This is a genomic window from Flagellimonas aequoris, assembly GCF_003584165.1.
GTDB lineage: Bacteria > Bacteroidota > Bacteroidia > Flavobacteriales > Flavobacteriaceae > Flagellimonas > Flagellimonas aequoris.
In genome coordinates this window covers 150,316-169,383 of record NZ_QXFJ01000009.1, presented here as the reverse complement: position 1 = coordinate 169,383, position 19,068 = coordinate 150,316, and the positions used below count along the sequence as shown (strand labels likewise).

General features: G+C 43.8%; 20 protein-coding genes and 1 tRNA gene. 20 read left to right on the top strand and 1 reads right to left on the bottom strand.

What is annotated here, in order from left to right:
- Window positions 1–39: 39 nt before the first annotated feature.
- The 3 genes from D2U88_RS03540 to D2U88_RS03530 are packed head-to-tail and all read left to right on the top strand — an operon-like array spanning window position 40 to window position 1,669.
- Window positions 40–384: a rhodanese-like domain-containing protein gene (locus D2U88_RS03540; protein WP_119638920.1), complete on the top strand. Its 345-nt coding sequence runs from the start codon at window positions 40–42 to the stop codon at window positions 382–384.
- A gap of 17 nt (window positions 385–401) precedes the next feature.
- Window positions 402–671, top strand: coding sequence for a heavy-metal-associated domain-containing protein (locus D2U88_RS03535; protein ID WP_119638919.1), 270 nt, complete (start codon window positions 402–404; stop codon window positions 669–671).
- Window positions 671–1,669: a Tll0287-like domain-containing protein gene (locus D2U88_RS03530; protein WP_119638918.1), complete on the top strand. Its 999-nt coding sequence runs from the start codon at window positions 671–673 to the stop codon at window positions 1,667–1,669. The genes D2U88_RS03535 and D2U88_RS03530 overlap by 1 nt, the downstream gene beginning before the upstream one ends.
- 7 nt (window positions 1,670–1,676) lie before the next feature.
- On the opposite strand, the gene D2U88_RS03525 is transcribed toward D2U88_RS03530, so the two are convergent.
- Window positions 1,677–2,555 carry a sterol desaturase family protein gene (locus D2U88_RS03525; protein WP_119638917.1) on the bottom strand — a complete coding sequence of 293 codons (879 nt, stop codon included), beginning with the start codon at window positions 2,553–2,555 and terminating at the stop codon, window positions 1,677–1,679.
- 251 nt (window positions 2,556–2,806) lie between these two features.
- On the opposite strand from D2U88_RS03525, the gene D2U88_RS03520 reads away from it, so the two are divergent.
- The 17 genes from D2U88_RS03520 (at window position 2,807) to D2U88_RS03445 (ending at window position 19,027) form a co-directional block, all read left to right on the top strand.
- Complete coding sequence (locus D2U88_RS03520) at window positions 2,807–3,013, top strand: YgaP family membrane protein (protein WP_119638916.1); 207 nt, start codon at window positions 2,807–2,809, stop codon at window positions 3,011–3,013.
- A 180-nt stretch (window positions 3,014–3,193) separates the two neighbouring features.
- On the top strand, window positions 3,194–4,456 hold the full coding sequence (locus D2U88_RS03515; protein ID WP_119638915.1) for an NAD(P)/FAD-dependent oxidoreductase: 1,263 nt from the start codon (window positions 3,194–3,196) through the stop codon (window positions 4,454–4,456).
- Window positions 4,457–4,804: 348 nt separating this feature from the next.
- On the top strand, window positions 4,805–6,178 hold the full coding sequence (locus D2U88_RS03510; RefSeq protein WP_119638914.1) for a cytochrome ubiquinol oxidase subunit I: 1,374 nt from the start codon (window positions 4,805–4,807) through the stop codon (window positions 6,176–6,178).
- A gap of 5 nt (window positions 6,179–6,183) precedes the next feature.
- Window positions 6,184–7,221, top strand: a complete 1,038-nt coding sequence (gene cydB, locus D2U88_RS03505) for a cytochrome d ubiquinol oxidase subunit II (protein ID WP_119638913.1) — start codon at window positions 6,184–6,186, stop codon at window positions 7,219–7,221.
- Window positions 7,222–7,346: 125 nt separating this feature from the next.
- Entirely contained in the window at window positions 7,347–7,991 is a 645-nt protein-coding gene (locus D2U88_RS03500; protein WP_119638912.1) for a DUF2202 domain-containing protein, read from the top strand.
- Window positions 7,992–8,058: 67 nt separating this feature from the next.
- Window positions 8,059–9,516, top strand: coding sequence for an NAD(P)/FAD-dependent oxidoreductase (locus tag D2U88_RS03495; RefSeq protein ID WP_119638911.1), 1,458 nt, complete (start codon window positions 8,059–8,061; stop codon window positions 9,514–9,516).
- 7 nt (window positions 9,517–9,523) lie between these two features.
- Complete coding sequence (locus tag D2U88_RS19750) at window positions 9,524–9,658, top strand: hypothetical protein (protein ID WP_262696584.1); 135 nt, start codon at window positions 9,524–9,526, stop codon at window positions 9,656–9,658.
- Between the two features lie 155 nt (window positions 9,659–9,813).
- Window positions 9,814–11,118, top strand: coding sequence for a TolC family protein (locus tag D2U88_RS03490; RefSeq protein WP_119638910.1), 1,305 nt, complete (start codon window positions 9,814–9,816; stop codon window positions 11,116–11,118).
- Window positions 11,119–11,125: 7 nt separating this feature from the next.
- A complete protein-coding gene (locus D2U88_RS03485; RefSeq protein ID WP_119638909.1) occupies window positions 11,126–12,214 on the top strand; it encodes an efflux RND transporter periplasmic adaptor subunit in 1,089 nt (362 codons plus the stop codon).
- Window positions 12,215–12,230: 16 nt separating this feature from the next.
- Window positions 12,231–15,425, top strand: coding sequence for an efflux RND transporter permease subunit (locus D2U88_RS03480; RefSeq protein WP_119638908.1), 3,195 nt, complete (start codon window positions 12,231–12,233; stop codon window positions 15,423–15,425).
- 104 nt (window positions 15,426–15,529) lie between these two features.
- Window positions 15,530–15,835, top strand: coding sequence for a hypothetical protein (locus D2U88_RS03475; protein ID WP_119638907.1), 306 nt, complete (start codon window positions 15,530–15,532; stop codon window positions 15,833–15,835).
- A 9-nt stretch (window positions 15,836–15,844) separates the two neighbouring features.
- A complete protein-coding gene (locus D2U88_RS03470) occupies window positions 15,845–16,048 on the top strand; it encodes a YgaP family membrane protein (RefSeq protein WP_119620086.1) in 204 nt (67 codons plus the stop codon).
- 59 nt (window positions 16,049–16,107) lie between these two features.
- Window positions 16,108–16,665 carry a YeeE/YedE family protein gene (locus D2U88_RS03465; protein ID WP_119638906.1) on the top strand — a complete coding sequence of 186 codons (558 nt, stop codon included), beginning with the start codon at window positions 16,108–16,110 and terminating at the stop codon, window positions 16,663–16,665.
- The gene (locus D2U88_RS03460; RefSeq protein WP_119638905.1) at window positions 16,662–17,075 is read left to right on the top strand and encodes a DUF6691 family protein; all 414 of its coding nucleotides are present in this window, start codon (window positions 16,662–16,664) and stop codon (window positions 17,073–17,075) included. Before D2U88_RS03465 ends, D2U88_RS03460 begins: the two co-directional genes overlap by 4 nt.
- A 102-nt stretch (window positions 17,076–17,177) precedes the next feature.
- The gene (locus tag D2U88_RS03455) at window positions 17,178–17,588 is read left to right on the top strand and encodes a response regulator (protein WP_119638904.1); all 411 of its coding nucleotides are present in this window, start codon (window positions 17,178–17,180) and stop codon (window positions 17,586–17,588) included.
- A gap of 100 nt (window positions 17,589–17,688) precedes the next feature.
- Window positions 17,689–17,760: transfer RNA gene (locus D2U88_RS03450), tRNA-Arg, on the top strand.
- 184 nt (window positions 17,761–17,944) lie between these two features.
- Window positions 17,945–19,027, top strand: a complete 1,083-nt coding sequence (locus D2U88_RS03445) for a PAS domain-containing sensor histidine kinase (RefSeq protein ID WP_235855711.1) — start codon at window positions 17,945–17,947, stop codon at window positions 19,025–19,027.
- Window positions 19,028–19,068 lie beyond the last annotated feature (41 nt).

Sequence of the window (19,068 nt, the reverse complement as noted above, 5' to 3'; positions counted from 1 at the left end):
TTTGATCCTAGGTATTTTAGCCCATAAATAAAAGAAAATATGTCGCTACTAAGCTTTTTGTTCAAAGGGCAGGCACTTCCCGATCAAGTACAGATTTTGGACCGGGAGGATTATAAAATGGCCATTTCCAAAGGAAAGGTGCAATTGGTGGATGTAAGGACCCGAGGGGAATTTATGTCCGGCCATATCAAAGGGGCAAGCAATATTGATTTTTTCCAAGGTTCCGCCTTTCGGGCAGCTTTTTCAAAACTGAAAAAAGACAAACCCCTATATATTTATTGCCAATCCGGGAACAGGAGCCAAAAGGCGGCCAGAATGCTGGTCGATATGGGCTTCCAAGAAGTATATGACCTTCGTGGGGGGTACAGGATTTGGACCTATTAATCTATTGAAAGGCAGATATGAAAACGACATTTCAAGTACAAAACCTTAAATGTGGTGGATGTGCGAGAACCATTTCCAATAAACTTTCGGAAATGGAAGGTATTAAAGATGTGATTGTGGAGAAGGAACGCTCATCGGTTAGCTTTGATCATCAAGGCGCCGATGGCGCTTCCTTAGTTAAAGAAGCCCTCAGACAAATGGGTTACCCCACAATAGATGATGAGAACGGTATGGTTCTAAAAGCAAAATCTTTTGTAAGTTGTGCCAACGGCAAACTAGGACTTTGATGAAACATTTTTCCATTTCTTTACTGGTTGTATTGTTGCTATTTTCCTGCAAACAGGGACCCAAAACATCTGAAGAGGACCCACAACCCGTGGCACAATTGGCCACCACACCCGAAGAGGGCAAAAAATTAATGGAAACCAAATGCTACCTGTGCCATAATCCTTCTGTACCGGAAAACGGGCAAAGGATTGCACCGCCAATGGTTGCCGTTAAGGCCCATTATCTTGACGCGTACACGGATAAAGAGTCTTTCGTTAAGGGCATCATGGAATTCGTGAAATCACCTTCCGAAGAAAAGACTATGATGCGCGGCGCGGTACGCCGATTTGGGTTGATGCCCACCCAGCAATTCCCCGAAGAAGAAATCCGAAAGATTGCCGAGTACCTATACGACTATCAAATTGAGGAGCCCGATTGGTTCAAGGAACATTGGATGGATAGAAGGGGAGACTCCCTGTACAACAAAGGCAAAAAATTGGAAGTTGCCCCGGTAAAACAAACTCCCAAGGAAATGGGAATGAAATTTGCACAGAAAACACAGAAAGTACTGGGCAAGAACCTCATGGGGACCATCCAGAATAAAAGTGTTGATGAGGCCGTTGCTTTTTGCAACGAAAGGGCCTATCCGTTGACCGATAGCATGTCCACAAATTTCAATGCGCGAATCAAAAGAGTGTCGGACAAACCGCGTAATCCTGAGAATGCGGCCAATACATCAGAGTTGGCTTATATTGAAACGTTTAAAAAGGAAGTGGCTGCTGGGGGTTCCATAGAGCCCATTCTAAAGGAGGAAAATGGAAAGGTCTATTTCTATTATCCTATTGTCACCAACAGCATGTGTCTGAATTGCCATGGAACCCCAGGCAAAACCATTCAGACCGACGTGGTTCAACATCTATCCCGATTATATCCAGATGACAAGGCCACTGGCTATGATGTGAACGAAGTAAGGGGAATTTGGAGTATTGTTTTTGATGCTCCAGAAGATTCCAATTAAGCCTTGATCATGGCTTTGTCGGCTTTTTGAATCCGTATACCAATTGCCCCCAGAAACCTTTCGGTAATTTTTCGTCCCCTGGGAACCCCAATTCAATTTTCCCGCCGTCTTCTGGAATATAGTTCGTCTTGAAGATGTAATCCCAAATACTCAGACTGATCCCGAAATTCACGCCGTACGAACCTTCGGGAATGGTGTAGGCATGGTGGTACAAGTGCATCACTGGATTGTTCAAAATATACTTCAAGGGGCCGTAGGTCAATTTAATGTTGGAATGGTTGAAATGCCCTATGGCTATGGCGGCAAAATGCACAATATAGGCCTGTTCGGGTTCAAAGCCACCGAGTACCATCACTCCCAAGGTCTTTAGGGGTTTGTACAGGATGTTTTCCATCCAATGGTAGCGCAAATGTGCTGCAAAGCCCATTTCTTTTACGCTGTGGTGCACTTTATGGAATTCCCAAAGCACAGGATATTTATGCAAAAGGACATGGGTGAACCATTGTACAAAATCCAAAATGATAAAAAATACCAAAAGCTGTACCCATTGGGGCCAATGCGCAATATCGACGATGGATAACGTCTTGGACGTGATACCAATGTCCCCGAACAAAACGCCCAGCATTTTGTACACTCCACTGATGACAATAGCGAAAATGAAGAAGTTGAAAAACATGTAAAATCCGTCAAGCCAAAAATCCTTTCTGACGATGGATTGTTCCTTTCGCCATGGGAACAAAATTTCCAACCCCCATACCAAAAGGGAAATGGCGATCAATCCCCAAAAATAATTGGTGTACCAAGGCACCTCGAACAAAATGGACTTCCAGGTCCAATTTAAGGTACCCATCAAACCGTTTACAAAAGCGTTTATATAATCTTGCATATTCCTGATCAATATGTCGTGGAACACGACCCGAGCCTTACCAATTATTGTAAGTTTAAGCTTAAAAGCACTTTAAAGTGCTTAACTTAAATATACAGCAAAAATAATACAGCCTGTGTAACCAAGGTTACTATATGGTATATGCTGGTTATCTATTTTTGGGGTAATGTTCTGATACTCAAAAAAGTTAATGTGGAACGTGAGGTGATGCAATTTTTGGTAACTTGTATAGGAATCATAAACGAAGCATTATGAAAAAAAACATGGGCGGTGCAGACCGCGTAATCCGAATCATCCTAGCATTGGTAGTTGGAGCATTGTATTATTTTAATGTGATTACAGGAACATTGGCATATGTATTGCTCGCACTGGCGGCAATCTTTGTCTTGACAAGTTTTGTTAGTTTTTGTCCCTTGTACACCCTTTTCGGGATCAACACGTGCAAGGTCAAGAACTAGGTTTTTTGGTTGGTTGATAAAAAAGGGCCGTTCTTTTTTGAAGAACGGCTTTTTTTATGGACTAAAAATGACAAATTTCAATTTACAAAACCCTCTTTTTGAGGATTATGTAACCTGAGTTACATTTTTTTATGACTTTCCTCAATATTTTACAAGAAAAATTAACAGAACAAGCAAACGATGAAATCACATTATCAAGTATTGATTATTGGGGGAGGTACGGCAGGGATTATGACGGCAGCCCAATTATTGAGGAAGAACCGGAAGTTGGACATTGCCATCATCGAGCCTTCGGAAACACACTATTACCAACCCGCATGGACTTTGGTTGGAGCTGGGGCCTATGATTTTAAGAAGACCGCCAAACCCATGGCAGATGTAATGCCCAGTGGTGTGGATTGGATAAAGGACAGGGCCAAAGCCTTTCAACCTAAACAGAATACCGTATCCACGGAAAGCAGTGGTGACATTACCTACGATTTTTTGGTCGTGGCCCCAGGCTTGGTCATGGAACCCAGTATGATCAAAGGCTTGCCGGAAGCTTTCGAAAAAGGGGTGGCCTGTAGCAATTACATCGATCCAGATTTTACTTGGGAAACCATCCGAAACTTTAAAGGAGGAAATGCTTTGTTTACCCAACCTACAACCCCTATCAAATGTGGTGGTGCACCGCAAAAGATTGCCTATTTGGCTGCCGATTATTTCGGTAAAAACGGTTTGAAGAACAAAACCAACGTGATTTTTGCCACCCCGGGATCGGTAATTTTTGGTGTAAAAGAAATCCGGGAAACCCTAATGAAGGTCATTGATAGGTACGGCATCCATTTTAAGCCGTTTTATGCACCAAAGGAAATCGATGTAGAGAACAAGATTGTACACTTTAGCCATACTGCCCCAGAAGAAAATCGGTGTATCATTAACGAAGACAATGATTTGGGTGAAGTAATGATTGGTGACGTGGACATTCAAGTCCCTTTCGATATGTTGCACTTGGCCCCTCCACAGGCGGCGCCCAAATTTGTAAGGGACTCTGCTCTGGCCAATGCATCCGGCTGGTTGGATGTGGACCATCATTCCATGCAACACAACAAGTTCGGCAACATTTTCGGTTTGGGAGATGTGGCGGCCCTTCCAACGGCCAAAACAGGAGCTGCGGTCAGGAAACAGGTTCCTGTTGTGGTGGATAACATCCTAAAATTGATGGAACACAAATCGGCCGACAACAAATCCTACAATGGTTATTCCTCTTGTCCACTGGTAACCGGTTATGGAAAAATGACGCTGGCCGAGTTCGATTACAACAATAACTTTATACCAGATCCAAAGCTGAAGCGAATGCTCGTGTTCAATAGCGATAAGGAACATTGGAGACTCTGGATGTTGAAGAAATACGGGTTGCCCAATCTGTATTGGAATAAAATGATGAAGGGTAAAAACGTTTAGATTCAAACGATTAGCCTTGAAGGGACATGAGAATTATCATGTTTTGAAAACTGTTTTGCCGCTAAATTTGGTCAAACTTCAAAAACCAATACATTGTGAAAACACTCAATATACCTTTAGTGGTTTGGGAAAATGGCATCTGGATGATCGGGCTGTTTGTTCTGGTCGTCATTGTACTTGTAGGTGCGGTTCTGGCCATGATGAACAGTGGAAAAAAATAGAACTTTCCTCATATATGAAGTTTTAACACGATGATTTGGCGTTGTCGTGTTAAAACTTTGTTTTTTGTAACATGGGTAACCTAACAAGAGAGTTATCAGGGTTATTTTTGTTGTCAAAATCATATCCATGGAAACGGAAATACTCGCCCGTATTCAATTTGCCTTCACAGTTGCGTTTCATTACATCTACCCCCCTTTAAGTATTGGCCTAGGTCTGCTGTTGGTTATTTTTGAAAGTATCTACATCAGGACCAAAAAGGAAATCTACCATAAATTGGCCCGATTCTGGACCAAGATTTTTGCACTCACTTTCGGAATCGGTGTGGTGACAGGTATAGTCATGGAGTTTGAGTTCGGGACCAACTGGGCCGTGTATTCCCGTTATGTGGGCGATGTTTTTGGAAGTGCACTCGCTGCCGAAGGTATTTTTGCCTTCGCTTTGGAAAGTGGATTTTTGGGCATATTGCTTTTCGGGTGGAACCGAGTAAAACCTTGGGTCCATTTGGTTTCCACAATAGGAGTGTTTTTGGGATCCATGTTCTCCGCCATATGGATTGTGGTGGCCAACAGTTGGCAACAGACCCCAGCAGGGTTTCACATTGTGGGAGAAGGGATGGAAGCCCGGGCAGAGATTACCGATTTTTGGGCCATGGTGTTCAATCCTTCCAGCGTGGATAGATTGACCCACGTTTGGCTTGGGGCCTTTTTGGCAGGAGCCTTTTTGGTCATGAGTGTCCATGCCTATTACATGGTCAAGGGAAAATATATTGAAATTTCAAGAAAGGCCTTTAAGATTGCGCTGATCGTGGCGACCATATTTTCATTGGGGCAGTTGTTCACAGGACATCAATCCGCAGATGGGGTGGCCAAAAACCAGCCTGCAAAATTGGCGGCATTGGAAGGACATTATGAGGAATCGGCACCTGCGGATATGTACATTATGGGTTGGGTAGACCAAAAAAACCAAGAAGTATCGGGAATCAAGATACCTGGAGGCCTTTCTTTTCTGTTGGATTATGATGTTGAAACACCCGTAACGGGGCTCAATGCCTTTCCCGAGGATGAACGCCCATCGCAAGTAAATGCCGTGTTCCAATTTTATCATATTATGGTAGCCATAGGAATGACTCTGATCTTCCTGACCTTGTTTGCCAGTTTTTTGTTGTGGAGAGGAAAGCTTTTTCAAAAAAAATGGTTGCTCTGGATATTTGTATTTGCGGTATTCCTACCTCAGATAGCAAATCAGGTGGGTTGGTTTGCCGCAGAAATGGGAAGGCAGCCATGGGTGGTCTATGGTCTTTTAAGAACCGACGAAGCCTTTTCACAGGCTGTTTCTGACAATCAGATCATGTTTTCGTTGATTCTATTCTTTTTGATATACGCCTTGTTGTTCACCTTGTTCATCTATCTATTGCATAAAAAGATCAAACACGGGCCATACGAAGAAGCGGAAAGCGACGAAACACCTTTTGGAGGAACATTGACTCACATGATTAACTAAGCAATATGGAAACATTTTTAGGATTGGATTATCCCACATGGTGGTTTTTGGTCGTTGGCGGTTTGTTCTCCGGATATGCCATTTTGGATGGGTTCGACTTTGGGGCGGGTGCTTGGCATCTCTTTCTAAAGAAAGAACAGAGCCGAAGGATTGCCTTGAATGCAGTGGGCCCCGTGTGGGATGGTAATGAAGTATGGCTGGTAATCGGGGGAGGTGCCCTCTTTGCCGGTTTTCCGTTGATGTACGCCACATTGTTCTCATCGCTCTATATCCCCTTTATGCTGTTTTTGCTCTTCATCATCTTTAGGGCTATTTCCATAGAATTTAGGGGGAAGGAACCCATGTTGTGGTGGAGAAGGCTTTGGGATATCTGTTACAGCATCTCCAGTATCATGCTGGCCTTTTTGCTTGGGGTGGTACTCGGAAATGTGCTGCAAGGCATCCCGATAGGGGAGGATTATCAATATAAAGGTGGTGTCCTTTTTGAATTTTTGAATCCATACGCCTTGATGACCGGATTTACCACCTTATCACTTTTTATGGCACATGGAGCTATTTTTCTACTGTTGAAGACGGAAGGCAGATTGTTTGCCAAACTGACGAGACTGTTGAAAAGGGGAATGATCTTTTTTATGGTGAGTTTTTCCATTACCACCCTATACACGTTGATCTACATTCCCCACCTTTCGGATGATTTTAAGAGCAATCCAACCCTTTTTGTGATTCCACTCTTGACCTTTTTGAGTATTGCCAACGTGCCTCGTCTGGCAGAGCGGAGAAAATACAAATGGGCATTCCTGTTTTCATCATTGACCATTGCCTTTTTGTTGGTTTTGGTGGCGGTTGAATTGTATCCCGTACTCCTTCGCTCCACCATAGACCCTAAGTTTCATATCGACATATACAATGCCGCTTCCTCTACCAAATCGTTGCAGATCATGTTGACGATCGTGGCCATCGGAACCCCTCTGGTACTGTTCTATACCATATTTGTGTACAAAACATTCTGGGGTAAGGTCAAGTTGGACGAGACCAGTTATTGAACAAACACTATTTTACATAAAGGGCCCTGCATTTTGCGGGGCCTTTGTTTTTTAAGTGACTTGTTTTCAGTAACAATTGTTACTGTGGTTTATTGGGCTATTCCTGATTTTTACTGGAAAAAGCTATGAAAGTAAAAGTTAAGGAATTCAGTTGGGTTGTTCTCTCCATACTGATATCCATTCCCATGTTCTGGGGATGTTCAGATAATGGGGACAGTGTTGTGGAAAATGCAATTATTGATGATGAAGCAACTGCCATAATTTCTGAAGAAGACAAAAATGCGTTGTTGTTTATGCTGGAAGAAGAGAAGCTGGCCAGGGATACCTACGCGTTTCTTTATGACACATGGGGTATGGTTCAGTTTAACAATATAAAACAGAGTGAAGAGTTGCATATGACCGCCGTTGTCACTTTGCTCGATGCATTTAATGTTGACTATGAAATATTGCCCAACGGTGAATTTGATAATAATGATTTACAGGCGTTGTACAACAAATTTGAGGAAGATGGGGTGATGGATGAGGTAAGTGCACTGAAGATTGGTGCCACCATAGAGGATTTGGACATTGTGGATTTGGAAGAGCACATCCAAGCGACTACCAATAGTGACATTGCCAGTGTTTTTGCCAGCTTACAATGTGGTTCCAGGAACCATCTGAGGAGTTTCACCCAGAGCCTCGAAAATATTGGGTCATCTTATGAGCCCCAGTTTTTGACCGTGGAAGAATACCAGTCCATTTTGGACGATTCCCATGAGCAATGCAACTGAAATGCATAAGAGTATGAACTTGCCCATGTGATTATGGGCACCATAATTTTTAACTAAACTATAATCAATGGCAAAAATTGTTGTTCTGGGAGCCGGAATAGCGGGTCATGTGGCCGCTTCGCATCTCAGAAGAAAGCTCCCAAAAGAGCATGAAGTGGTGGTGGTTTCACCCAATAGTAACTACCAGTGGATCCCATCCAATATATGGGTCGGGATCGGTAGGATGAAACCCAGGGATCTCATATTTCCATTGGCCCCCCTGTACGCCAAAAAACATATCGATTATAAACAGGCCAAAGCCATCAGTTTTTATCCCGAAGGAGATAATGATGAGCAGAAACCCTACGTCTTGGCAGAATATGTGACAGGGGACGAGAAAGGAAAGCAAGAGAAGGTCACCTATGATTATTTGATCAACGCAACGGGGCCAAAACTCAATTTTGAGGCAACCGAGGGGCTTTCGCCAGGTAAGAACAAGGCCCATTCCGTTTGTACCTATACCCACGCCCAAGAAGCTTGGGTGGCCCTGGAAGAGGTCATCAAACAAATGAAGCAGGGCAAAAAGGTCAAGATTTTGATTGGTACAGGTCATGCCAAGGCCACCTGCCAAGGTGCTGCTTTTGAATATATTTTGAATGTGGAACAAGAGCTTAGAAGGCATAAGGTAAGGGATATGGCAGAAATCACCTGGATTTCCAATGAATACCAATTAGGGGATTTTGGGATGGACGGAATGCTGTTGAGCTACGGAAGCAATATCATGAAATCCAACGAAATGGTGGAGATGGTCTTTGAAGACCGGGGAATCCATTGGATTTTGGGAGCCGGGGTCAACAAAGTGGAAGATGGGTTGGCCCATTACGAGACGCTTGATGGCGAATACAAACAGGAAAGCTATGATTTCGCCATGTTGATTCCTTCCTTTTCCGGTCATGGATTTAAGGCCTATGACAAGAATGGGGGTGATATTACGGAAAAACTCTTTAAAGGGTTTATGATCGTTGATGCCGACTACACGCCCAAACCTTACGAGGAATGGACGGTTCAGGACTGGCCGGAAACCTATCAAAACCCATCGTACGCCAATATTTTTGCACCGGGGATAGCCTTTGCACCTCCCCATGGCATTTCAAAACCGAGAAAGAGCAAAAATGGAACGGACATCACTCCTGCACCACCACGTACAGGGATGCCTTCGGGGATCACCGCGAAATTAGTGGCCGATAACATTATTGAGATGATCAAAAACCCGAACCACGAATTGCATCACAAAGGCTCCATGGGCAACATGGGAGCCGCCTGTATCGCTTCGGCCGGGTTTGGAATGACCAAGGGTAGTGGCATCAGCATCACAACCTATCCCATTGTGCCCGATTTCAAAAAATATCCGGATACCCATGGTAGAAAACTGGGTAAAACCTTTGGTTCCATCGGTCTTGCCGGGCACTGGCTGAAACTGGCATTGCACTATGCCTTCATCTACAAAGCAAAAATGAAACCTTTTTGGTGGTTAATTCCTGAATAGAAAAATCATGACACGACGCATATCCAAATACAAGCGATTTATGATGATGAACCCCATCGTCCAGTTCTTTAAGTTCATTTTTTTGAGTCTTAAAGTGTTGGTGATCGTAGCTGGGGGACACGGAGGTACGAGAAAGGCTTAAACCCTGACATTCATCATTGTACAAAACCTCAATACGGATTTCCTTTGTGGGGACTTCTTCGTATTGGGGTTTTTTCTTGCCCGATTTTCTTAGTAACACAGGTTACTGTGTGGAACTTGGAACGATTCTAATTTTGGCTCAAATTAAAATAGTATATGAAGCGAATACTTATAGCAATCACACTTATTTGCGCACAGGGAACTTTGCTGGCACAAGACCATGTAAAGATTTCCTTGGGGGATGTCCTGGCCAGAGTGCAGGAATCCAATGCAAGTATCAAGGTATCCGAACAGGAGGCGAAGATGGCAAAATATGACTACCAATTTTCGAGTTCCATTTTTTTGCCACAGATATCGGTCTCCCACACAGGGATTACCACCACGAACCCATTGATGGCCTTCGGTTCCAAACTCAACCAAGAGATTTTGACCCAGGCGGATTTTAACCCTGCTTTGTTGAACGATCCCGATCAAATAGAAAACTTCGCCACTAAAATTTCGGTGGAGCAGCCCTTGATCAATATGGATGGTTTCTTCCAACGTAAGGCCGCAAAAACAACCATGGAGGCCAAAGACCTTCAGGCTTCGCGCACTAGGGATTATTTGGATTTTGAGGCACAAAAGGCCTTTGGACAGTTGCAATTGGCCCACAGGGCGGTACAGGTATTGGAAAAAGCTTATGAAGCAGCCAATGCGAACTTGAACACGGCCCAGAACAGTTTCAATCAGGGATTGCTACAGAAAGCAGACTTGTTGGAGGTGCAGGTAAGGGTCACTGAAGTGGAGAACCAACTGAACTCGGCCAAAAGCAATGTAAAGAATGCATCTGATTATTTGGCTTTTTTGATGAACGAACAAGGTAACGTGGTATATGAACCTACCGAAGAATTGATGCCCAATGATTTAGGAGAATCTGCCGAGGCAACTTTGGAAAATCGTGCCGATGTACGGGCCATGGACTTGGTTTCCGAAGCATACAAGGCCAACATGAGGGCAGAGAACATGACCTTTTTGCCAAGGTTGAATGCCTTTGCCAGTTACGAAATGTACGATGACCAAATTTTCCGTGCAGATGCCAAGGGATATATCATCGGGGCCAGTTTAAGCTGGGATGTTTTTAAAGGGGCCCAACGCTTTGCTAAAGTGGGCAAGAGCAAAACAAATTATGAGAAATCGAAACAAGAATACGAGCAGTACGTTGCCAAAAGTTCTATGGAGTTACAACGCACCAGAAGGATGGTCGAAGATGCGCACAACAGGCTCCAGACCTCAAAATTGGCTATGGACCAATCCGAAGAATCCTTGAGAATACGTACAAACCGATTTAAGGAAGGCTTGGAAAAAGCAACCGATCTATTGATGGCAGAGGCCATGTACGCCGAAAAGCAATTGGCCTACTACCAAACCATTTTCGAATATAACCAAGCACAATCCCTACTAACATTTTTAACCAAAGAATAATTGCGATATGAAAAACACTACGATATATAAAAATGCCTTTATCGCCCTTGCATTGGGGATTATCCTTGCAAGTTGCGGAAGTGACAAGGAGCAGAAACAGGATGGTGGACCGGCAGTTCCCGTGACCGTTTCCGAAGTGGAAACAGGTGACAGTAACACCATTTTGGCCGGAAGCGGACAGATAACCGCCTTGAACAACGCCACACTCAGTACCCGAATGATGGGCTATGTGGAATCATTGCCCGTGAAAATTGGCCAAAAAGTAAATAAAGGGGATCTATTGATTTCGATCAACAATGTGGACCTACGTGCCAAAAAAGCACAAGTGGAGGCCTCTATCGCTGAGGCAACAGTGGCTTTCAACAATGCAAAGAAAGATTACGAAAGGTTCCAGAATCTTTTCAACGAAAACAGTGCTTCCCAAAAGGAACTGGATGATATGACCGCCCGCTATGAAATGGCCAAGGCTCGATTGGAATCGGCCAACCAGATGAAGAACGAGGTCAATTCCCAATTTGCCTACGCCAACATTCGAGCCCCATTTAGTGGAGTGGTGACCAATACCTACATAGACGAAGGTGATATGGCCAACCCAGGGGTGCCATTGGTTTCTGTGGAATCTCCAGGAGGTTTTGAAGTAGTGGCCAAAGTGGCCGAGAACAACATCACCGGGATCCAAGTGGGAACCAAAGCCTTGGTTCAAGTTAAAGCCTTGGATACCATTGTTACAGGAAAAGTGACCGAATTGAGTGCCTCTGCCCAAAACACAGGCGGGCAGTATTTGATGAAAGTACAATTGGATAAAACGGATGCCAAAATTTTGTCAGGTATGTATGCAACCGTAAGGCTGGAGACGGGCAACGCTAGCAATGAGAAAACCATTGTTACGGTTCCGTCCAAAGCCTTGATCCAAAAAGGGCAGTTGAGTGGGATCTATACCTTGGGTCAAGACAATGTGGCCCTATTGCGTTGGTTGCGTTTGGGTGAGACCTATGGCGACGAGGTGGAAGTATTGTCCGGCCTTTCCAAAGGAGAAACCTATATTGTTTCTGCCGAAGGCAAGCTGTACAATGGAGCTAAAGTAACCATTCAATAACCTAAAAAAGGGAATAATGAAAGACGGACTTGCAGGAAAAATAGCGAGAGGGTTCATCAGCTCTAAATTAACGGTACTCTTGATGATCGTGTTCATGGTCATTGGGGTGTATAGTTCTTTCCTGATTCCAAGGGAAGAGGAGCCACAGATTGATGTGCCCATGGCGGATATATTTGTGGGATATCCCGGAGCCAGCCCAACCGAGGTGGAATCCAGGATCACCAAACCGCTTGAAAAGATCATATCCAACATAAAAGGGGTAGAGTATGTGTACACCACTTCCATGCAGGAGCAGGGAATGGCCATTGTGCAGTTTTATGTGGGTGAGGATATAGAACGTTCCTTGGTACGCTTGTACGATGAAATCAACAAGCACATGGACCAAATGCCCGAAGGGGTCACCATGCCTTTGGTGAAGACCCGTGCCATTGACGATGTGCCCATGTTGGCATTGACGCTTTGGAGCGATGAATACAACGATTTCCAATTGCGTGAAATTTCAGGGGAATTGATCAACGAGATCGAGAAAGTGAACGGGGTTTCCATTACCAAAAAGATAGGGGGGCGTAGCCGTCAACTTCGTGTCATGGTGGACAAAGATAAAATGGCTGAATCAGGTATTGACCTTTTAGCGGTTGCCCAGATGATCAAGGCCAATAACCAGCAGATGGATTCCGGCAACTTTTTGTCCAATGATACTGAGTTTCATATTGCCACCGGAAGGTTCTTGGAGACCAAAGAGGATTTGGAAAACTTGATCGTGGGAACCAAACAAGGTCAACCCATTTATTTGAAACAGGTGGCTACCGTTTTGGATGGCCCTGAGTTGCCCAAAAATTATGTTTCCCTTGGATTTGGTGCAGCCAATGAGAAATCATCCGAGTACAAGTCAGAGTATCCAGCGGTTACCCTTTCCATTGCCAAGAGAAAAGGTGCCGATGCGATGAAGATTTCCGATGTGGTATTGGAGAAAGTGGAACATTTGAAAAAGAATTTGATTCCGGATGACGTTCATGTGGAAGTGACCCGTAACTATGGAGAGACTGCTTCTCAAAAGGTATCCGAACTTTTGATGCACTTGATCGGTGCCATCATCGCGGTGACCTTTGTGGTGATGTTGGCCATGGGCTGGAGAGGAGGCCTTGTGGTGTTCCTTTCCGTGCCGATCACCTTCGCCTTGACGTTGCTGAGCTACTACATGCTGGACTATACCTTGAACCGAATTACCTTGTTCGCTTTGGTTTTCGTAACGGGTATCGTGGTGGATGACTCCATCATTATCGCGGAGAACATGCACCGCCACTTTAAGATGAAACGATTGCCGTTCAAGGATGCGGCATTATACGCCATCAACGAGGTAGGTAACCCGACCATTTTGGCCACGTTTACGGTAATTGCATCCGTGTTACCCATGGCGTTTGTGTCTGGTTTAATGGGGCCCTACATGTCCCCAATGCCTATCGGTGCGTCCATCGCCATGTTGTTGTCCTTGTTCGTAGCGTTGACCATTACCCCGTATTTGGGATACATTTTCCTTAGGGAAAAGGACAAGAAAAAAGAGGAGGAAAAAGAACCCGTTGAGATTCAAGATACGTTCATCTATAAAGCTTATGAGCGATTTGAAAAACCCTTGATCGAAAGCCGTAAAAAGAGATGGTTGTTCATCGGTATCACAGTGGTATTGCTGTTCGGTTCCGTAGCCATGTTCTTTACCAAATCGGTTGCCGTAAAAATGCTTCCTTTTGATAACAAGAACGAATTCCAGGTGGTGATCGACCTTCCCGAAGGCTCCACTTTGGAGCGTACTTCGGCGGTGGCCAAGGAAGTAGGTGCTTATCTGTCAACCCGACCAGAAGTGATGAACTATCAGAGCTATGTAGGTACATCGGCACCTATTACCTTTAACGGATTGGTAAGGCATTATGACTTGAGAGGCGGCAGCAATATGGCCGACATTCAGGTCAACCTTACCGACAAACACGATCGTAGCGAGCAAAGTCATGATATTGCCAAATTGCTCAGGCCAAAAATTCAAGAACTCGGCAAAAAGTACAATGCCAATATCAAGATTGTTGAGGTGCCACCAGGTCCTCCGGTATTGTCTACCATTGTGGCCGAAGTATATGGCCCTGATTATAATGAACAGATTGAAGTCGCTGATAAGGTAAAAGGCATTTTGAACAATACTGCCGATGTGGTAGATGTGGACTGGATGGTTGAGGATGATCAAGTGGAATATGATTTTGTTGTAGATAAGGAAAAAGCCATGCTCTATGGGGTAACTCCCCAACAAATCGTTCAGGTTATGGGCATGGCTTTCCGTGAAATGCCTGTATCTCACGTATACGATGAAAATTCCTTTGATCAGATCGGGATTGTGCTTTCCATTAGCGAAAAGGATAAATCCACTTTGGATGAAATCAAACAACTGAAAGTGGCCTCGCAACAGGGCAATATGATTTCTGTAGGGGATTTGGTGACCATCAATGAAGGTACCAAGGCCAAAAGCATCTACAGGAAGAATCAAAAAAGAGTAGTGTATGTGATGTCCGATATGGCAGGGGAGTTGGAAAGTCCGGTGTATGCCATTTTGGGAATGACCGACAAGTTGAACCAATTGGAATTGCCGAAGGGATACTCCATGAACGAACTCTACATGGAACAACCCCAGTTTGAGGATGATTATACCGTGAAATGGGACGGGGAGTGGCAGATAACCTTGGAGGTGTTCCGAGATTTGGGAATTGCCTTTTTGGGGGTCATCGTGATCATTTACATGTTGATCGTGGGATGGTTCCAAAACTTCAAGGCACCTATGGTGATGATGGTGGCGATTCCTTTGTCCATGATTGGGATTGTACTCGGTCACTGGTTCTTGGGAGCCTTCTTTACCGCCACCTCTTTTATCGGTATGATTGCTTTGGCAGGGATCATGGTCCGGAACTCGGTATTGCTGATCGACTTTATCAACCTAAGGCTGAATGAGGGTATTCCGTTGAAACAAGCGGTAATCGAGGCCGGAGCGGTCCGTACCACACCTATTTTGTTGACAGCAGGAACTGTTGTGATTGGAGCTTTTGTGATTTTGTTCGACCCCATTTTCCAGGGATTGGCCATCTCACTCATGGGCGGAACCATAGTGTCGACCATTTTGACCCTATTGGTGGTGCCATTGGTGTATTATATGATTGAACGTAAAAACTACAACTAAGATGAAATCGGCATGACTAAAAGAATCTTTTGACATACAGTGCAATGATTCTTTTAGTCATCAAAGATTCCATGTGACCATTGAAAAACAATAAAAATTAACGCATGAAAATGATCATTGTTACCACAGTGGAGGAATACAAAAAAGAGGTCCTCAAGATTTTTAAGAAAGCCGGTATCGAAAGCTTTAGTGGTTCGGACATTGATGGATATAAAAGTGCATCGCCCTTGTTGTACACCAGTAGCTGGTTTCCAAGTGAAAAGGGAGGTGCAGCATCCAATCTGTTTTTTTCCTTCTGCGTGGAGGAAAAGGTGACCGAAGTATTCAAATTGTTAAAAGAATTCAATGAGGAAAGCGAAACGACCAACCCAATCAGGGCCGTAGAGCTTCCGGTACAAAGAACTGTTTAAAAGAAATATATGAGAAATAGAATTGTAAGGGGTGTAGCAGGAACCTTTATCTTGATAAGTTTGGCCTTGGCCATATATGTGAACATCAATTGGTTGTGGTTTACGGCCTTTGTAGGTGCCAATTTGTTGCAATCTTCCTTGACCAAATGGTGCTTGCTGGAAGACATTCTGAAAAAATTCGGGGTTTCCGATTCCGATAAGAATTGTTGTTAAGAGGGAACTGAGTTTGTTATTTAAGGCATTTTGTCCATTTTTGTCTAAAAACAGAGAAAATGCTTTATCAACCTTGGCCCTGGTATATATCAGGGCCCCTCATTGCCTTGGTCATGGCGGTTTTGATCCTTATGGGCAAACGCTTTGGCATGTCCTCTAACCTAGAGACGTTCTGTTCAATAGGTGGCGCCGGTAAGTTCACGGATTATTTCAAGGTGGACCTAAAATCTCGTAGTTGGAACCTTTTGGTCGTATTGGGCTCCGTGATTGGTGGGTTTTTGGGTGCCCATCTGCTTTCGCCAAACCCTGCTGTTCAAATTTCGGAGAAGACCGTAACCAAGTTAAACGAGCTCGGTTTTGAAAGTGCTGGGACTGCTTATTTGCCAACGGAATTGTTCAGCATGGAAGCCTTGACCAAACCTTCGGTTTGGATCATTCTTTTGGTGGCAGGGTTTTTGGTTGGCTTCGGTACAAGATATGCCGGCGGATGTACCTCGGGCCATGCCATTTCTGGATTGAGCAACCTTCAGCGCCCTTCCTTGATTGCCGTCATCGGCTTTTTTATCGGAGGCCTTATGATGGTCCATATTATTTTCCCCTTAATCTTTGGATCATGAAAAGTGTAATGTATATTATCGTAGGCACCTTTTTAGGGGTAATCCTATACAAGTCGGAAGCGGCCTCTTGGTTCCGCATTTATGAAATGTTCCAGTTCGATTCGTTCCACATGTACGGCATCATTGGCTCCGCATTGGCAGTTGGTATTGTTTTGGTCCAGTGGATCAAAAAATCCAAGGTAAAATCCTTTTTTGGGGAACCGATCAATATTCAGGACAAGGAAAGGTCTTTCACACGATACATTGTTGGAGGCACCTTGTTCGGATTGGGATGGGCATTGGCAGGAGCCTGTCCAGGACCCATGTACATTTTGGTTGGAGCAGGGTATTGGCCCATTCTCATTGTTCTTTTAGGTGCGGTAGTGGGAGCCTTTGTCTATGGAATTTTGAGGGATAAATTGCCCCATTAGGTTTCCTCAACGGGATATTTGGTCAGAACAACGATTTTGGATGGTTCATTGGGGACATGCGTATAGCTTTGTAGGTCCCAATCTTACTTAAAAGTCCCATTAATGAAACTTACCACGTGCATTATTGACGATGATATGGTGTCGCAGTTCGCGACTCGATATTGCATACAACAATCCCCGGGAGATTTCGAGATCATAACCTGTTCCAGCGGAGAAGAAGGATTAAAGGCCTGTTTGAGTTTTGTGGAGGAGCATGACAAGCTCCCTGATATCATCTTTTTGGACCTGGTCATGGATGGTATGAACGGATGGGATTTCCTTGAAAACTTGCAGAATCTCTTCAAGGAACACTCCTTGCCCAGCGTTTATGTACTTTCGGCTTTTACCAATTCCAGTGACCGTACCATTGCCAAAGGCCACGGATTGATTGCCGGCTATGTGGATAAGCCCCTATCCAGATCATACTTGCAAAAAATCCTTAAGGAAGATGAGAAAAAAAGGACGGTAAGCTAGGTATCCCTGGGAAGCCAGTATGGAAAATATCATTAAATAGGACCCAAGGGTTATGTAAAGTTTTTCAAAAAAGCATATTTTTGCAATCCTATTTTGGAACGGCCTCGTAGTTCAATGGATAGAATAGAAGTTTCCTAAACTTTAGATGCAAGTTCGATTCTTGCCGAGGCTACTTTTTTACCTTCAATACGCATCAACCCGATGTATTCCTTCTTTGCAAAAAAGCATTCTCTTGTTAAATTATTCGGACTTTTTTGAAGACCAGACAATAACCTCCTATTTTTATTTGTTGTAATCCCAGTGTATTACAGCGCATTTAAATTCGTTTTATACAAAAAGTAGAATTGATTTACCATATGGAAGTGAAGCAGTCAGACCCAATGAACCTCCAATTGGACCCTTTTTTTGACCTATCTAAAGATTGTCTCTGCATTGCCGACTATGATGGGTATTTTGTTAAGGTAAATCCTGCCTTTATAGAGTTATTGGGATATTCTGAAGAGGAATTAAAGTCAAGATTAATCTCTGAATTTATTTATCCTGAGGACAAGGAACTTACGGCGGCACATAGGGAACGACTCAAGAAGAATGTTCCACTGGTCAATTTTGAAAACCGCTATGTGTGTAAATCTGGAGATGTTGTTTGGTTGCATTGGACATCGACTCCGATGGAGAATGAACGGTTGATATATGCAATTGCCAAGGATATCACCCATAAAAAGAAACTGGAGGCTGACCGTATATTGCATTTAGGCGAACTTTCCGAAGCGAACGACAAACTCAAGCAACTCAACTATACTACCTCGCACGATCTAAGATCTCCATTGAACAATATACTGTCCTTAGTCGATTTAATCGATTTGACGAAAATCGATGACGTGGAAACATTGGATCTGATCCGCTATATAAGGCTGTCTGCAGAAGGGTTAAAAACATCCCTAAATTCCTTTGTTGACACGTTTAAACAAAATGATATTTCAAATAGAAACTTGGAAGAAGTCGATTTTAGGGCCTCGCTTCAAAAAGTCCGAAACTCCATCAGCACTTTGATCCAAAATGCGGGAGTGGAATTCCATTTGGATTTTTCGAGTCTGGAAAGTGTTCGGTTCAATGCAGCCTATATGGAAAGCATTTTTCTGAATTTCATTACCAATTCCATCAAATATGCACGGCCTAATGTTACGCCGATCATTTCTATCGTTACGGACCAAAAGAACGGAGAAAAAACTTTGACCTATTCCGATAACGGGCTTGGCATTGATCTGGATAAAGTGGGACACCTTATTTTCAACTTGAACCAAAAATTCCATGACAATGAGGACAGTAAAGGGGTTGGCCTTTATTTGGTTTACAATTACGTTACCAGCCTAGAGGGCAGCATTGATGTGGACAGCAAGGTGAATGAAGGGACTACTTTTACGATCAAATTTAAGGCATGATGTTGCCATTCCACTGAACAGAAAAATCGGTAGAGGCTGTT

Coding starts and splice junctions, on each gene's coding strand:
- D2U88_RS03510 (WP_119638914.1), top strand. CDS start 4,805: ATGGAAACGGAAATACTCGCCCGTATTCAATTTGCCTTCACAGTTGCG.
- D2U88_RS03490 (WP_119638910.1), top strand. CDS start 9,814: ATGAAGCGAATACTTATAGCAATCACACTTATTTGCGCACAGGGAACT.
- D2U88_RS03475 (WP_119638907.1), top strand. CDS start 15,530: ATGAAAATGATCATTGTTACCACAGTGGAGGAATACAAAAAAGAGGTC.
- D2U88_RS03470 (WP_119620086.1), top strand. CDS start 15,845: ATGAGAAATAGAATTGTAAGGGGTGTAGCAGGAACCTTTATCTTGATA.
- D2U88_RS03495 (WP_119638911.1), top strand. CDS start 8,059: ATGGCAAAAATTGTTGTTCTGGGAGCCGGAATAGCGGGTCATGTGGCC.
- D2U88_RS03480 (WP_119638908.1), top strand. CDS start 12,231: ATGAAAGACGGACTTGCAGGAAAAATAGCGAGAGGGTTCATCAGCTCT.
- D2U88_RS03465 (WP_119638906.1), top strand. CDS start 16,108: ATGCTTTATCAACCTTGGCCCTGGTATATATCAGGGCCCCTCATTGCC.
- cydB (WP_119638913.1), top strand. CDS start 6,184: ATGGAAACATTTTTAGGATTGGATTATCCCACATGGTGGTTTTTGGTC.
- D2U88_RS03500 (WP_119638912.1), top strand. CDS start 7,347: ATGAAAGTAAAAGTTAAGGAATTCAGTTGGGTTGTTCTCTCCATACTG.
- D2U88_RS03530 (WP_119638918.1), top strand. CDS start 671: ATGAAACATTTTTCCATTTCTTTACTGGTTGTATTGTTGCTATTTTCC.
- D2U88_RS03445 (WP_235855711.1), top strand. CDS start 17,945: ATGGAAGTGAAGCAGTCAGACCCAATGAACCTCCAATTGGACCCTTTT.
- D2U88_RS03485 (WP_119638909.1), top strand. CDS start 11,126: ATGAAAAACACTACGATATATAAAAATGCCTTTATCGCCCTTGCATTG.
- D2U88_RS03515 (WP_119638915.1), top strand. CDS start 3,194: ATGAAATCACATTATCAAGTATTGATTATTGGGGGAGGTACGGCAGGG.
- D2U88_RS19750 (WP_262696584.1), top strand. CDS start 9,524: ATGACACGACGCATATCCAAATACAAGCGATTTATGATGATGAACCCC.
- D2U88_RS03520 (WP_119638916.1), top strand. CDS start 2,807: ATGAAAAAAAACATGGGCGGTGCAGACCGCGTAATCCGAATCATCCTA.
- D2U88_RS03455 (WP_119638904.1), top strand. CDS start 17,178: ATGAAACTTACCACGTGCATTATTGACGATGATATGGTGTCGCAGTTC.
- D2U88_RS03460 (WP_119638905.1), top strand. CDS start 16,662: ATGAAAAGTGTAATGTATATTATCGTAGGCACCTTTTTAGGGGTAATC.
- D2U88_RS03540 (WP_119638920.1), top strand. CDS start 40: ATGTCGCTACTAAGCTTTTTGTTCAAAGGGCAGGCACTTCCCGATCAA.
- D2U88_RS03525 (WP_119638917.1), bottom strand. CDS start 2,555: ATGCAAGATTATATAAACGCTTTTGTAAACGGTTTGATGGGTACCTTA.
- D2U88_RS03535 (WP_119638919.1), top strand. CDS start 402: ATGAAAACGACATTTCAAGTACAAAACCTTAAATGTGGTGGATGTGCG.